A 14,545-nucleotide genomic window follows, 5' to 3' on the forward strand; every position below is an offset into this window, starting at 1 on the left:
GCCCAGCATCCACCTGCGAACCACACCCGATCGAAAGCAGATACCGTGCCACGCACCACCCCAACCGCTTACGACCTGGCCGAGCAGCGCATCCCGGCCGCCACCGTCACCGCCGCCCTGTCCACCGCAGTGCCCGCACCCTACTGGCTGGACCGCCCGGAACGCCCCGCTCCCCTGCCGCCGCTGGACTCCCATGTCTCCGCGGACCTGGCAGTTGTCGGCGGCGGATACACCGGCCTGTGGACGGCGCTGCTGGCCAAGGAACGTGATCCGTCCGCCAGCGTGGTGCTGCTGGAGGGCCAGGAGGTGGGCTGGGCGGCGTCGGGCCGCAACGGGGGCTTCGTTTCGGCCAGCCTGACCCATGGCTACAGCAACGGGGTCAAGCACCTGCCCGGGGAGGTGGACCTGCTCCAGGAAATGGGCGACGAAAACCTGGCCGAGTTCGCGGAAACGCTTGAGCGCTACGGGATCGACTGCGGGTTTGAATGGAATGGCACCCTGGCCCTGGCCACCGAGCCGCACCAGGTGGACTGGCTGCGCGAGGAAGCCGGGCACGACGGCGTCGAATTCTTCGACCGGGACAAGGTCCAGGCCGAAGTGAAGTCCCCCCTTTACCTGGCCGGGGCGTGGAACAAGAAGGGCAGCGCACTGGTGGATCCGGCGCGGTTGGCGTGGGGCCTGAAGCGGGCGTGCCTGGAACTCGGCGTGCAGGTCTTCGAGCACTCCCCGGTGCGGTCGCTGGCCAAGTCGGCCCACGGTGTCCAGCTGAAAACCGGCGCCGGCACGGTCTCAGCTTCCAAGGTTGCGTTGGCCACCAACGTGTTCCCGTCGCTGCTGCGGCGGGCCCGGCTGCACACCGTGCCGGTGTACGACTATGCACTGATGACCGAGCCTCTCACCGAAGCCCAGCTTGAATCCATCGGCTGGTCACGGCGCCAGGGGCTCGACGACGTCGCGAACCGGTTCCATTACTACCGGCTGACGGAGGACAACCGGATCCTCTTTGGCGGCTACGACGCGCCGTACCACTACGGCCGCAGCATGAAGCCGGAGTACGACCAGAGCGAGGAGTCCTTCCGCCGCCTGGCCGCTCACTTCCTGGCCACGTTCCCGCAGCTGGAGGGCATCTCATTCACCCATAAGTGGGGTGGGGCGATCGATACCTGCAGCAGGTTCTTCTCGTTCTTCATGAAGGCATACAGCGGACGGGTGGCCTATGCAGCCGGATTCACCGGCCTCGGTGTGGGTGCCAGCCGGTTTGCGGCCAACGTGCTGCTGGACCTGCTCACGGGTTCGCCCACGCGGCGGACCTCCCTGGAGTTGGTCCGTAAGCTGCCGCTGCCGTTCCCGCCCGAGCCTGTTGCGTGGCTGGGCGTGAAGATCACGACCGCGGCGATGGTCCGCTCCGACCGTCGGCAGGGCAAACGCGGCCCCTGGCTGAAACTCATGGACGCCGTCGGCATGGGGTTCGACTCCTAGTTCCTGCCGGCGTTCCTCTGGGGCCCTCTGTGTGGAGGGCCCTCCGGGACGCCGGTGCTTCAAGCCGCGTGCCTCCTTCGGCCCGATTCCCCCTCCCGAAGGAGGCACGCTTTTGCGTGCGCTGTGATTAAGGGGCCGGGTAGGGGGCGGGGCGGTTGGGGCGCGGTGGGGTGAGGGGTAAGGACCGGCGGCGTGAGGGCGGCGGGTGCTGCGGGGTACGGGGCGGCGGGGTGCTGCGGGGGTACGGGCGACGGGTGCTGCGGGGGGGGGGTACGGGCCGGCGGGAGCAGCGATGCCGGTATGCGGTTTCTTCGGGCCCGTCTCATCCTGTGGCGCAATCATGTCGCTTTAAGTTCGTCTCTGGAATCCTGTGCTGCATTAACGCTTCTTCCGAGCCCGCTGAACGACCGTATTGCGTCACAGGATGGACGGCTTCCCTCACAACGAGCCTTATTGCGACACAGGATGCCCCCTCGATTCCCGCGTCCGGCCCTGCCATTCCACCGTCCAGCCTTTCGGGGAGATAACGCCGCTATGAGGCCCCCAGAACCGCCATGTCCAACACCCTCCCAATCCACGGGTTTATTGGTCCTAGAGCACGACCAGATCCAGCCCGCACGCACAAACGAGCCCGGCCCGCCACTACGCGCCAACCTGTCATGCCTGCCCCAATACCAGCCACCCGCGGGTTGGCGCATACGGGAGCAGCCGGATTTCCACTGCACCAAACCCCGCCTCAGCGAGGGAAGCACGCAGCGCGTCCCGGGAGCGACACCGCAGGGTGCTCGTGGATTCCACCCGTTCACCGTCGCGCAGGAAAACGGTGGGCGACTCGAAGGTCACCAGCTCGCCGTCAACACGGCTGACTTGCACCCCAGCACCACCAGCACCGTCGGCTCGAAGCGGCCCCAGCGCGGCCCGGGCCCGCGAACCTACTCCTTGAAGATCGCGTCCAGCACCTGGTGCGCCCACTGCAGCATCTCCGCGTCCTGCAGGTCCCGGCCACCGATCTTCGCGGTCTTGGGCTTCGGGATCAAGATCGCATTCAGCGCCGGCTTCACCTGCGAGCCCGGGTACATCCGCTGCAGGCGCATGGTCCGGGATTCGGGCAGGTCGCCCGGGGAGAACTTGATGAAGTTGCCCTGCAGCGCCACGTCGGTCAGCCCGGCGGAGCGCGCATCGACCCGGAACCGGGCGACGTCGATCAGGTTCTTCACTTCCTGAGGCGGTTCGCCGTAGCGGTCCACCAGTTCGGCGAGGACCTCGTCGATCGCCTCGTTCGTCAGCGCGGAAGCCAGCTTGCGGTAGGCCTCCAGGCGCAGCCGCTCCCCCGGAACATAGTCGTGCGGCAGGTGCGCGTTCACCGGCAGCTCGATCTTCATCTCGGCGGCCTTTTCCTCCGCCTCGCCGCGGAAGTCCGCCACGGCCTCGCCAACCAGCCGGATGTACAGGTCGAAGCCGACGCCGGCAATGTGCCCGGACTGCTCGCCGCCCAGCAGGTTGCCGGCACCGCGGATCTCCAGGTCCTTCATGGCCAGCTGCATACCGGCGCCGAGTTCGTTGTGCGCTGCGACAGCCTTCAGCCGCTCCAGCGCCGTCTCGCCCAGGGGCTTTTCCGACGGGTAGAGGAAGTACGCGTAGGCGCGTTCCCGGCCGCGGCCCACGCGTCCGCGCAGCTGGTGCAGCTGGGACAGGCCAAAGTGGTCCGCCCGGTCCACAATCAGGGTGTTGGCGTTGGAGATGTCCAGGCCGGTTTCGATGATGGTGGTGCACACCAGCACATCGAACCGTTTCTCCCAGAAGTCCACGATGATCTGCTCAAGCTTCGCTTCGCTCATCTGGCCGTGAGCGACGGCGATCCGGGCTTCCGGGACCAGCTCCTGCAGGTGCGCGGCGGTCCTGTCGATGGAGGAGACCCGGTTGTGCACAAAGAACACCTGGCCTTCACGCATCAGTTCGCGGCGGATCGCGGCCGACGCCTGCTTGTCCGTATACGGGCCAACATAGGTCAGCACCGGGTGCCGTTCCTCCGGCGGGGTGGCCAGGGTGGAGGTCTCGCGGATGCCGGTCAGCGACATCTCCAGGGTTCGCGGAATCGGCGTAGCGCTCATGGCCAGCACGTCCACGTTGGTGCGCAGCTTCTTCAGCGCTTCCTTGTGTTCGACGCCGAAGCGCTGCTCCTCATCCACGATCACCAGGCCAAGGTCCTTGAACTGGACCTCCTGCGAGAGCAGCCGGTGCGTGCCGATGATGACGTCCACGGACCCGTTGAGCACGCCTTCGATGACTTCCTTCGCCTGCTTGGCGGTCTGGAAGCGGGAGAGCGTGGCTACGCGGACGGGGAAACCGGAGAAGCGTTCGGAGAAGGTTTCCAGGTGCTGCTGGGCGAGCAGCGTCGTTGGGACTAGGACAGCAACCTGCTTGCCGTCCTGCACGGCCTTGAACGCAGCGCGCACCGCAATCTCGGTCTTGCCGTAGCCGACGTCGCCGGAGACCAGCCGGTCCATGGGAATCTCGCGTTCCATGTCCGCCTTGACCTCATTGATGGTGGTCAGCTGGTCCGGCGTCTCCACGTACGGGAATGCCTCTTCCAGCTCGCGCTGCCACGGGGTGTCCTGCCCGAAGGCGTGCCCCTTGGATGCCATACGAGCGGAGTAGAGCCGGATCAGTTCGCCGGCGATTTCCTTGACGGCCTTGCGGGCCTTGGACTTGGTCTTCGCCCAGTCGGAGCCGCCCATCTTGGACAGCACCGGGGTCTCCCCGCCCACGTAGCGGGTGATCTGGTCCAGCTGGTCGGTCGGCACGAACAGCCGGTCCCCCGGCGCTCCGCGCTTTGACGGCGCGTACTCCAGCACCAGGTATTCACGGACCGTCTTGTTTACCCCGGCCCCGGTGGCACGCTGCAGCAGCTCCACGAACCGGCCTACGCCATGCTGTTCGTGCACCACGTAGTCGCCTTCCTGCAGCTGCAGGGGGTCGACGGCGTTGCGCCGCCGGGAGGGCATCTTGCGCATGTCCTTGGTGGAGTACGTGCTGGCCCGGCCCAGCAGGTCCGCCTCGGTGAGCAGGCCCATCTTCAGGTTGTCGAAGACGAAGCCGCGCCCGGCGCTGGCGGTGGTGATTTCGATGATGCCCGGCTGCGGCGCGGAGTCCAGGGAGTCCACCCGGGCGGCAGGGATGTCATTGTCGTGGAACAGTTCGGCCAGCCGGGAGGCCGGGCCAGGCCCTTCGGTAACTACGACGACGCGCCATTGGTCCCTGATCCGGGAGCCGATGAAGTCCATCATCTCCGCCACGTCGCCCTTGTAACCCCGCGGTTCGCGGGCGTTGATCGTCAGGGTGTCGATGTCCAGGACGGTCTCGGCGTCCGGGTTGAAGGACGTGATGGCCCACCACGCGACGTCGTTGGCCAGGGCCGCGGAGCGGGTGTCCGTCAGGGAGCGGAAGCTGGCGGCCTCCAGGTCCGCACTGAGCCCGGCGGAGAGATCTACGGGCGCCGCACCGCCGTCGGACGCCGTGGCCCACGCGGCAGCCAGGAATTCCTCGTTGGTGGATTCAAGGTCATGGGCGCGGGCGCGGACTTTCTCCGGTTCAATGACCACGGAAATGGAGCCGGCCGGGAGCTGGCTCATCAGCGGCACCATTTCATCCACCAGCACCGGGGCCAGGGATTCCATGCCTTCGACGGCGATGCCCCCGGCGATCTTCTCCAGCATGTCCGCGGCGGCCGGCATCTGGCCCTGCAGCTTCGCGGCCCGGCTCATGACGTCCGGGGTGATGAGCAGTTCGCGGCACGGAGGGGCGTAGAGCTCCTTGGGGTGGACCACGTGCTCGCCGGTCAGGGTCCGCTGGTCGGCCACGGCGAACCAGCGCATCGAGTCCACCTCGTCGCCGAAGAAGTCTATGCGGATGGGATGGTCGTCGGTGGGCGGGAACACGTCAAGGATGCCGCCGCGCACAGCGAACTCGCCGCGGTGGGACACCATGTCCACGCGGGCGTAGGCGGCGTCGGCGAGCGCCTTGACGACGGCGTCGAACGGCCGTTCATCTCCCACGGCCAGGGACACCGGCTGCAGGTCACCCAGGCCCTTGACCAGCGGCTGCACGACGGCGCGGACGGGCGCCACGACAATCTGGATCGGGTGGTTCTCAGGGTGCGCCAGCCGGCGCAGCACCGAGAGCCTGCGGCCCACGGTGTCAGAGCGGGGTGAAAGCCGCTCGTGGGGCAGGGTCTCCCAGGAGGGGAACTCCTCGATTCCGGCCAGTGGAAGGTAACTGCGCAGGGCTGCGGCGAGGTCTTCCGCCTCCCGCCCGGTGGCCGTGACGGCGAGGACTACGGGAGGTGCGCCGTCGCTCCCGGCGCCGGTGCCGGCGTCGTGCGCTTCCGCCAGGCCGTCCACCATTTCCGCCAGCAGCGCCGCCCGCATACCCTGCGGTGCGCCGATCTCCAGGTCCTGGCTGCGCTTGGCCGGGACCCGCGCGGCATGCGCCCTGAGGCGGGAGTAGGACTTGTCCTCGGCGAGGGCGGCGCGCAGACCGTTCAGGCTCATTGCGGGGATATCTCCTTCAGGGCAGGCAACGCAAGAACCCGAAGCTGGCAATCAACCCCGGGTAGGTAAGTCCAGCCTACCCGTTGCCTGCCTGCGGTGAGCGGGGATACCGCTCAGGGCGAACCCGGGCAAAAGGGAGGCCGCCCGCAGATTTCTGCGGACGGCCTCCCCTAGTGGGTGCGAGAGGTGCTCTTAGCGCAGGGCCTCGTGTCCCTTGTAGGCCGGACCCTGGGTTGCCGGAGCGGACGGCAGTGCCCGTGCCGACACTCCCGCGCCGCCACGGATATCCGCGTCAGACTGGGCGAAGGTCAGCGTGGTGTGGGCCACGGCGTCGGACATTTCGCCGAGCGCCTGCTTGCTGATATTGCCCAGGTCGTCGCACGCCGCGTGGTAGCAGGGGTCATAGGACTCGCCGGCTGTTCCGCCGAAGAGCGCCGCTTCCTCTGCGGTCTTCACGCCTTCGGCCCCGGTGAACAGGCCGCCGGCGGGAATGCCGTTGTTGATAAAGGCCTGGTAGTCGGAGCGTCCGTCGAACTCCGTAGGCGCCGTGGGCAGCCCCTGGGATGCGAAGTAGTCCTCGAAGACTCCTTCAATCACGTCGGACCCGGTGGGGCCCGTGGACCCGAACGCCCCGCCGTCACCGTCATAGACAAACCGGACGAAGTTCGTTGACCCGAGCATGTCGAAGTTCAGGTTGAGCAGGGTATTGGCCAAGCCTGCCTCGTCCAGCTGCTCGACATAGTGCGCCGAGCCCAGGAGTCCGTCTTCCTCGGCTCCCCAGAACGCAAAGCGCACCTGGTTCTCCAGCTTGAACTTGCCGGTCTTGCCCAGCTGGATAGCCGTCTCCAGAATGGCTGCTGTTCCGCTGCCGTTGTCATTGATGCCCGGGCCCTCCGACACGGAATCGAGATGCGCGCCAACTACTATCTGCCGGGTTGGGTCCCCCTTGGGCGTATCGGCAATGACGTTGAACGTCTCGGTCTCCTGGACGGTGGAGTCGACAACCAGGCGGAGGATGGCACCGTCCGTTCCGGCAAGCTCCTCACCCAGTTCGAAGGGAACGCCGACGGCGGGAATCGCGGAAAGGCTGTCACCGAGCGTGCCGTTGATCAGCCCGAAGCGGTCATCACCGGGAACGTCATTGCCCTGGTTGAAGATGATTGCTCCGGCGGCACCCGCTGCGGCTGCGTTGGCCACCTTGTCGCCGAAGGCGCAGGTGCCACGCTGCATGAGGGCGATGTTCCCGGCCGTGAAGCCTGCGAAGTCCTCCGCCTCACAGCCGGAGCTGTTGGCCCGGTCCCCGGACAGGTTCACGCCCACAGCAGTGACTTCCGCGCTGACATCACCGGGACCGGAGTAGCTCATGGTGAGGTAGTCCTCCCCCGCCGTGTACTGACTCGGGTTCGGGGACACCTGCTCCAGGGAGTCCCCGTTCAGGACGAACTGCTCATAGGTGAAGGGCTGGCGGAATGGCTGGTAGCCTGCCTTGCGCAGCTGGCCTTCAACGTACTGCGCGGTTGCCTCGTAGCCCGGCGTTCCGGCAGCACGGTTTCCGCCGTTGCGGTCCGCAGCTTTCTGGAGTGCAACGAGATGCGAGTAGACGCCGTCAACGGTGACCTTGTCCCGCAGCTTCTCGGAATCGCTCTTGCCCGGCTTACCGGGACCGTGCCCCGGCTTACCGGGACCGTGCCCGGGCTTCCCCGGCCCATGACCCGGTTTGCCGGGCTTGACCGGCTTTCCGGTGCCGTGGCCCGGCTGGTTCTTTCCGGGCCCCTGATGGGAGCCCGGAACTCCCTTTCCTCCGGAGCTGACCTCCGCGGCGAAGGCCGCCGGAACTCCGGCTGAGAGCGTGAGGACTACGGTCGCTGCCAGGGCAGCCCCGCGCATGGATTTACTAAGTTTCATCGTTCCCCTAAGAGTGCGAGTGAATGGACTGGCCGGATGCGCGCCGCCCCCGAGACACAAGCCGTGCCGCGATGCTAGGCCGGTGCTTCGGGTTCCTAACAGGGCACAGCCCAACTGCAGCCGAAAATTCCCCGGCACTCTTCTCAAGGCAGTCCGATTCGACTAGGTTTCCGCCCGCCGGAGGGCACCGGCTGTGGCTTTTCACCGGTCCGGCTGGCACGCTGAAAGGCACCGGCATCACTGCATCCGCCTGACCCAGCGCATCGGAGGCCTGCCCCATGGGACGCACACCGGGAACCACATCCAGCCGCGGGACTCTGCTCCTGCTCTCCGCCCTGACCGCACTTTCGCTGCTCTTCACAGCGTGCGCCAACGCCGGGAACCAGGAGGATACTTCCAACAACGCGACCTCCTCGGCGGCTTCCTCCAGCCTGAGCAGTGACTGCGAAACCGGGCCGGAGGCGACGTCGTCGTCCTGCCAGGCGGCCGGTCCGGGCCGCACGGTCGCAGCTGACCGGTGTCCTGATTCTTCCCCCACGCCGCTGGATGGCGGAGTGATTGAGGGCGCGTTCGGCCCCTGGTGCGAGAACGCGATCGCGACGTCGTACCCCACATCCAACACGGAGGTGCTGATCCCGGAGGGGGCGGAGACCGAGCTGACCATCTCCGAAACAGACATGGACACCACACTGGATATGCAGGTCCAGGGCTTCCCGGCAGGCGTCGCCTATTCGGCCATCCTGCACGAGGGTCCGTGTGCTGAAAGCCCCGGGGACATCGGACCGGAGTACGTCCACCAAGGCAGCGGCGACACCCCAAACGCCAGTGTGGCGCTGGATTTCACCACCGAGTCGGACGGTTCAGCGACGGCAACGGCTACGCTGCCGTTTGTGGTGCCGGACAACGCGTCCGGCAACTCCCTGGTCCTGGAGGACTCGCAGATGCAGACCGTGGGGTGCGTGCGTATTCCGTAGCCGGGGCATGGCTGCTTTGGGGACTGCCCGGGGAGAGCGACTAGGATGTTTGGCGGGTCCGGTGCAGAAAGCCGGACCTGCCGCACTTTGCCTACCGGAGGACCCCATGGCCCTGTCTGCTTCCACCACCCTGCCCTACGACGCCGCCACGCTGACCAAGACCTTCACCGACGAAGGATTCGTCCGCAGCATCAGCGAGCACGTAGGCGGTTCCCTGGTCTCACTGACGGTCGACGGCGATACCTCCGGTCCCTTCACCCTCACCGCGGCGCGCCAGCTGCCCACCGACCGGCTCCCGGACCTGGCGAAAAAGCTCGTGGGATCCTCCCTGACCGTGACGCAGAAGGAAGAGTGGGACGCCCCGGCAGCAGACGGCTCCCGGACCGCCTCCGTGGACCTGTCCGTGGGCGGCGTGCCGCTGAGGGTCAGCGCCGTACAGCGGCTGGTGGTCCTGGCCGAAGGCACCCGCGTGGACGTCGAAGGATCCGTCTCCTCTTCCATCCCGTTCCTCGGGGACAAGATCGCCAAGGCTGCCGAGCCGATGATCGGCAAGGCCCTGACCATCCAGGCTGCCCAGGCCGGCAAGTGGATCGAAAACAACTAGCCCGCGTCACCAGCCAGGAGTACTTCTTTGGAACTTTCCACCCCGCTGTCCCTTGTCCTGGTCATCGCCGGCTTCTGGTCGATCATGGTCTGGCCCATTTTTCTCAAGCGCGTCCTCAAGGACCCGCAGGCGCGTGACGCCAACGGCGCTCCCACCCGGTTCATGACCACCAACCTCATGATGATCAGCACCGCGATCATTTTCGCACTGGCCACTGCCGTGATCGGCGTGCGGGGCCTTATCGGCTAGCCGTTTGCAGCTGCGTCCCTGCCCCCGGGCCGCAGCATCGGTAAAGTGGGGGAAGGTGAGCCGGGAAGTCTGGTCGGCAGCGAATCTTCCGTACCCGCTTACCTTTTAGGAGCTCTCTTTCATGGCCTCAAACGAGCCGAATCCCCAGCCCTCAGGATCAACCAAGGTCTTTTTCGGCCGTTCCAGCTACAGCGAGCACCTGCGCATCGGAGAGATCCTCCGCAAGGAAACCGTGGGCGGCATCCTGCTGCTCATCGCCACGGTGGCGGCGCTCATCTGGGCCAACTCACCGGCGTCGGAAAGCTACTTCTCCGTCCGCGACTTCACGTTCGGCTACGAGCCATGGCACCTGGAGCTGAGCGTCGGGGCGTGGGCGGCCGACGGACTGCTGGCTATTTTCTTCTTCCTCGTGGGTCTGGAGCTCAAGAAGGAATTTGTCGCCGGTGACCTGCGGCAGATCAGCAAGGCGATCGTGCCGGTGGCCGCAGCCTTCGGCGGAGTCGTCATTCCCGCCCTGATCTACGCGGGCATCCAGGTTGCTACCGGGGCGGACGGCATGCGCGGCTGGGCCATACCGACGGCGACGGATATCGCCTTCGCGCTGGCCGTCCTGGCTGTCATCAGTTCCCACCTGCCCACGGCCCTGCGGATTTTCCTGCTGACCCTGGCCGTGGTCGATGACCTCATTGCAATCACCATCATCGCGCTCTTCTACTCCGAAGACGTGAACCTGCTGATGCTGGGGCTCATGCTGGTTCCGCTGGCCCTCTTCACAGTGCTGGTGCAGCGCGCCCCGCGGTTCTTCGGAACCCGGCCGTGGGCGTTCTGGGTGTTCCTGGCTCCGCTGGCCGTGGCCGTCTGGATCCTGATGCATGCTTCCGGCGTACACGCCACAGTTGCCGGCGTGCTGCTCGGGTTCGCTGTTCCGGTACTGCGGCGCGATCCGGCGGGCGGCACGCTGCCGCACAGAGAAGACAAGCCGGGCCTGGCCGAAATCTTCGAGCACAGGTTCCGCCCCATCTCCACAGGCTTTGCGGTGCCCGCCTTCGCGTTCTTCTCTGCCGGCGTCGCGATTGGCGGTATTGACGGCCTGGGCCGCGCGCTGACCGATCCGGTGGCTGTCGGCATCGTGGCCGCCCTGGTTCTCGGCAAGCCGATCGGCGTGCTGCTGACCACCTGGGTCCTGACGTTCTTCACCAAGGCGACCCTGGACCAGTCGGTGAAGTGGGTGGACCTGACCGGCATCGGCATCCTGGCAGGCATCGGCTTCACGGTGTCCCTGCTGGTCAACGATCTCAGCTTCGGCATGGGCTCGGCCCATCACGAGGACGCCAAGATCGCGATCCTTACGGCGTCCGTACTGGCCGCCGCCCTGGCGTCGGTCCTGCTCACCATCCGCAACCGCCGCTACGCGGTGCTGGAGAAGGCCGAACGGCTGGACGCGGACAACGACGGCATTCCCGATGTGTTCCAGGAGGGCAACGGGCAGCCCGGACGCTAGGCTCCCCTGCCGCTCAGCCCCGCAGTTCGTTCCCTGTAGCCCAGCACTCGTGGCTGTTCGCACCCAGCTGGTAGGTCAGGTATACCGGATCGCCGGCGGTGGTCCCGTTCATGGGCTGGACCCGCACGGAGTACTGGGAGAAGTGCTGGGTGGATCCGCCGGGCTGGCTCAGGCTGGTCCTGAACCTCGTCTGGGTGGTTGCCTGGTTCGTCTGCGCTCCGTAGCGCCCGTTGGCTGACCGGATCGTCACGTCGTAGCTTGCGGCGCCGGACGAGGCCGCCCAGTTGAGCACCAGTTCGGCGTACCCGTTCCTGCCACGGACCAGTTCCGGAAGAGTGCACGTCAGCGGGTTGATCTTGCCCAGCGGCGCAGCGTTTGGCGCTGCTGCTGCGTGCGGATCCGCCCAGTAGCAGTTGGTCACGTTGTAGTGCTCGTACTTGTACGTCCAGTAGAGCGGGTCACCGGCCACCGATCCGTTCATGGGCATGACGCGCACACGGTAGTCCGTGTAGTACGGCGTCGGGTTCGAAACCGGCTTGCCGTACTGGTCCACCGCGGCGCGGTCGAAGCGGAACGTGGCGCTGGCAGCCGGAACCGTCTGCGTCTGGGCGTAGGGGTAGGCGGAGTTCGTTGAGGTCACGGAGATGACGTAGTGAGTTACGGGCCCGGCCCCGGCCCACGTAAAGGTGGTGTCCGTGCGCTGGTTGCCGGTGGCCGCGGTGCAGGTGCCCGGGGACGGTTTTCCTGGGCGGGCGGCGAAGACCGGATCTGCCTGGTTGACGACGGTACCGGGCGGGGTGGGCGTTGGCTGCGGGGTGGGAACAGCCGGCACCGGCTTTCCGGCGGTTACCGTGATCGCTGCCGTGCCCTGCTGGTTCCACAGTGCCCAGGCAGCCGGTGCGCCGAGGCCCAGCACAACCGTCACGGCGAAGGCAGCCACGGCAATCCGGGACCCCGGAAGCTCCCGGAACCGCTGCAGCACGTTCTTCCTCCGCGGCTTGCCCACCTGCTCGTTCTCCTTCATTGTGTCCTTCGGGTTATGCGTATCCGGGCAGCGGCGGCCGCGAAGAAGGCGGCGGCCAGCAACACCATCAACGTACCCTGCCAGGTGCGGATGATTGGCTCTACGGTGCTTTCGAGGAACGACGCCGGTGTGATCCGCGGCGGAAGATCCGGTGTACCCGAGGCCTTGGGGAGCCCCGCTGGTGCCGCGGCTTCGCCGAACGCCGGGACAGCGTTGAGCGGCGCGGCCGTGCCTCCGGTTCCGGGGACGGCAATGACTGCGGCTGTGCCCGGCCCGGGCTGGACGGCAGGTCCGGATCCCCGGGTGCCGGAGTCCTGCCCTCCGGGAACTGGATTCTGTGTGTCCGAACCATCAGTGGCCTGGCAGGCTGAGCGGCCGCCGGCTGCATCCAGGAGCAGGATGATGTCGAAGGAGCCGCGCCGGTTCATGGTGGTGTTGGGTGATTCAAGGACCAGACCGGTGCTGAGATCCAGCCGGCGTGCTGCACCGGCTTCGAGGAGCACGGGTGTTCCGACGTCACTGCAGGCCTCGCTGCCGGGCAGGGCCGCGGATGCAGCACCCGCGCCGAGCCTGGAACGGAATTCAAGATACCCGGAGAGCTCAGGAGCCATTCCGGCCCCTGTCACCGCCACGGAAAAATAGGCTGGTTCAGCTGAATTGTTCCGAATCCACAGGGTCCTGGACTGGGAGCTGCCCGGATTCAGGTGCAGGCCCTCCGGGAAGACGGGCTGGCTGGCCGAAGCCGCGAAGGAGGTTCCATCGAAGCTGACCTGGAGGGAATCGGCGTCCGCGTGGGCGGCCGGGGGCGCTGCAAGGGACATGGAGGCGAACACTCCGGCTCCGAGGAGCGCCAGGCCGGCCCTGGCACCGCGGGGCGCTGGGGTCCGGCGGGAAGGATTCATCAGACTGCCACGCTCTTGGGGGCATGTGCTGAGTGGAAGCCTGAAACGGCGTGGTCGCAGTGGTCGCACTCGTGCAGGACGGGGTCGTCGTGGAAGGCGTCAGGGCGGGAGTGGAAGCCGGCGTCGTCGCGGAGCGGAAGTTCCAGGACCACCGCGTCCACTTCGGGTTCCGGAGACTTGCGCTTGGCTTCAAGGGCGCCGCGGACCAGCAGGACGATTCCGTAACCGAGCAGGCCAACTGCTGCCCACTGTGCGATCTCGCCGCGTTCGCTGCTGCCGAGACCGTTCGCCACGAAGCCGACGTACGGGACGGCGTAGGAGAGCTTGCCGCGGATCTGGGCTTCCTGGACGGCGGCTTCGTCGGCCACGTCATTGTTGTCTCCCTGGGTTGCGAACAGCCGCTCACCGTTCTGTCCCGTGGAGATGCCGATGATCCGGTGCGTGATGACCGTGGGATCCCCGGACTCGATCTGGTAGGTGATGATGTCACCCGTCTTGAGCTGGTCCGCCGGGATCGGCTTGACGACGAGGAAGGTGCCGGGTGCGTAGTTCGGTGCCATGGAGCTCGTCAGCACGGTGTAGGTCTGCGATCCGGTCGCCAGCGGAATGACAATCAGGACCAGGGCGGCCAGCGCAGCAGCGCACATGGCTACCAGGCTCAGGGCCGAACCGGTGAACTTCAGTGCCCGGAGTGCCGGTGAGGGATTGCTGCGGCCTTTTGACATGGAAGTTCCTATCCTTTTTGTTCGACGGTGAGCGGAATCGAAATTGTGGAAGTCTGGCCCTCTGCATTTGCCGCTGCCGAGAGCGTTACGCGGAAGCAAAGGACACCCGAGGTGCCCTTGGGCAGCTCGAGGGCCGGGGCTGCGGGCCCCGTGAACAGAGCCGGGTTGGAACAGGCGGCCAGGTCCGCGCCGCCGACGGCGCGCTGGTCAATGTCCAGCAGGGGCGCGAGGCTGCCTCCGACTACCGGCTGGCCGGCGGTGGCTGCCAGTGTGAACGTTCCCCCGGCGTCGGTGAGGTTAGTCAGCTTCACGCCGGCGTACACCGACTCGCCGGCGTTCACCGGCCCGAGCGGAGCAGTGGCCAGTCCAACGGTGCCCTGGCTGCCGTCCGGCTGTTCCATCATGACGACGCCGGCACCGCCATCCATTTCCACGTTGAAGGAAGCGGCCTGGAGGCTTCCGCCAGCCGAAGGTGCAGAAGCGCTCCACAGGGCGTAGGTGCCTTGAACGGTCATGAGCCCCAGCAGCACGGCACAGAGCACGAGCCCTGTCCCTTTCAGTGCTGCTTTCATTGCCATGCCCTGCTTTCCGACTGTGCTGCAGTTTTTTTTCGGGGGGGTGGGGGGGGGGGG

The 14,545-nt window shown here is 66.7% G+C and carries 12 protein-coding genes; 5 read left to right on the forward strand and 7 right to left on the reverse strand.

The features are described from left to right. Positions 1–45 precede the first annotated feature (45 nt). Positions 46–1,479, forward strand: coding sequence for an NAD(P)/FAD-dependent oxidoreductase (locus ACSLGO_RS10315; RefSeq protein ID WP_325786629.1), 1,434 nt, complete (start codon positions 46–48; stop codon positions 1,477–1,479). A gap of 657 nt (positions 1,480–2,136) precedes the next feature. On the opposite strand, the gene ACSLGO_RS10320 is transcribed toward ACSLGO_RS10315, so the two are convergent. From ACSLGO_RS10320 to ACSLGO_RS10330, 3 genes are all read right to left on the reverse strand, one after another. Then, positions 2,137–2,352: a hypothetical protein gene (locus tag ACSLGO_RS10320; protein ID WP_277664905.1), complete on the reverse strand. Its 216-nt coding sequence runs from the start codon at positions 2,350–2,352 to the stop codon at positions 2,137–2,139. Between the two features lie 59 nt (positions 2,353–2,411). Further along, positions 2,412–6,029: a transcription-repair coupling factor gene (gene mfd, locus ACSLGO_RS10325; protein WP_091606563.1), complete on the reverse strand. Its 3,618-nt coding sequence runs from the start codon at positions 6,027–6,029 to the stop codon at positions 2,412–2,414. A gap of 192 nt (positions 6,030–6,221) precedes the next feature. Further along, positions 6,222–7,934, reverse strand: coding sequence for a M28 family metallopeptidase (locus ACSLGO_RS10330; RefSeq protein ID WP_436401052.1), 1,713 nt, complete (start codon positions 7,932–7,934; stop codon positions 6,222–6,224). Between the two features lie 278 nt (positions 7,935–8,212). Here ACSLGO_RS10330 and ACSLGO_RS10335 point away from each other — a divergent pair, with 278 nt between their 5' ends. The 4 genes from ACSLGO_RS10335 to nhaA all read left to right on the forward strand — a co-directional run bounded on the left by ACSLGO_RS10335 (position 8,213) and on the right by nhaA (position 11,262). Beyond that, on the forward strand, positions 8,213–8,908 hold the full coding sequence (locus ACSLGO_RS10335; RefSeq protein WP_436401053.1) for a hypothetical protein: 696 nt from the start codon (positions 8,213–8,215) through the stop codon (positions 8,906–8,908). Between the two features lie 106 nt (positions 8,909–9,014). Then, on the forward strand, positions 9,015–9,512 hold the full coding sequence (locus tag ACSLGO_RS10340; protein WP_436401054.1) for a DUF2505 domain-containing protein: 498 nt from the start codon (positions 9,015–9,017) through the stop codon (positions 9,510–9,512). 27 nt (positions 9,513–9,539) lie between these two features. Further along, positions 9,540–9,761, forward strand: a complete 222-nt coding sequence (locus ACSLGO_RS10345; protein WP_436401055.1) for an SCO4848 family membrane protein — start codon at positions 9,540–9,542, stop codon at positions 9,759–9,761. A 121-nt stretch (positions 9,762–9,882) separates the two neighbouring features. Then, positions 9,883–11,262: a Na+/H+ antiporter NhaA gene (nhaA, locus tag ACSLGO_RS10350; RefSeq protein WP_436401056.1), complete on the forward strand. Its 1,380-nt coding sequence runs from the start codon at positions 9,883–9,885 to the stop codon at positions 11,260–11,262. Between the two features lie 13 nt (positions 11,263–11,275). Here nhaA and ACSLGO_RS10355 read toward each other — a convergent pair whose 3' ends face one another. The 4 genes from ACSLGO_RS10355 to ACSLGO_RS10370 are packed head-to-tail and all read right to left on the reverse strand — an operon-like array spanning position 11,276 to position 14,491. Next, positions 11,276–12,286, reverse strand: coding sequence for a hypothetical protein (locus tag ACSLGO_RS10355; RefSeq protein WP_436401057.1), 1,011 nt, complete (start codon positions 12,284–12,286; stop codon positions 11,276–11,278). Then, a complete protein-coding gene (locus tag ACSLGO_RS10360) occupies positions 12,283–13,188 on the reverse strand; it encodes a hypothetical protein (protein WP_436401058.1) in 906 nt (301 codons plus the stop codon). The genes ACSLGO_RS10355 and ACSLGO_RS10360 overlap by 4 nt, the downstream gene beginning before the upstream one ends. Then, on the reverse strand, positions 13,188–13,913 hold the full coding sequence (locus ACSLGO_RS10365; protein ID WP_091606587.1) for a signal peptidase I: 726 nt from the start codon (positions 13,911–13,913) through the stop codon (positions 13,188–13,190). The genes ACSLGO_RS10360 and ACSLGO_RS10365 overlap by 1 nt, the downstream gene beginning before the upstream one ends. An 8-nt stretch (positions 13,914–13,921) precedes the next feature. After that, positions 13,922–14,491, reverse strand: a complete 570-nt coding sequence (locus tag ACSLGO_RS10370; RefSeq protein WP_377955893.1) for a hypothetical protein — start codon at positions 14,489–14,491, stop codon at positions 13,922–13,924. Positions 14,492–14,545: the final 54 nt, after the last annotated feature.

Origin of the sequence: Arthrobacter sp. IK3 (assembly GCF_051337705.1) — a bacterium.
Classification (GTDB): Bacteria; Actinomycetota; Actinomycetes; order Actinomycetales; family Micrococcaceae; genus Arthrobacter_B; species Arthrobacter_B koreensis.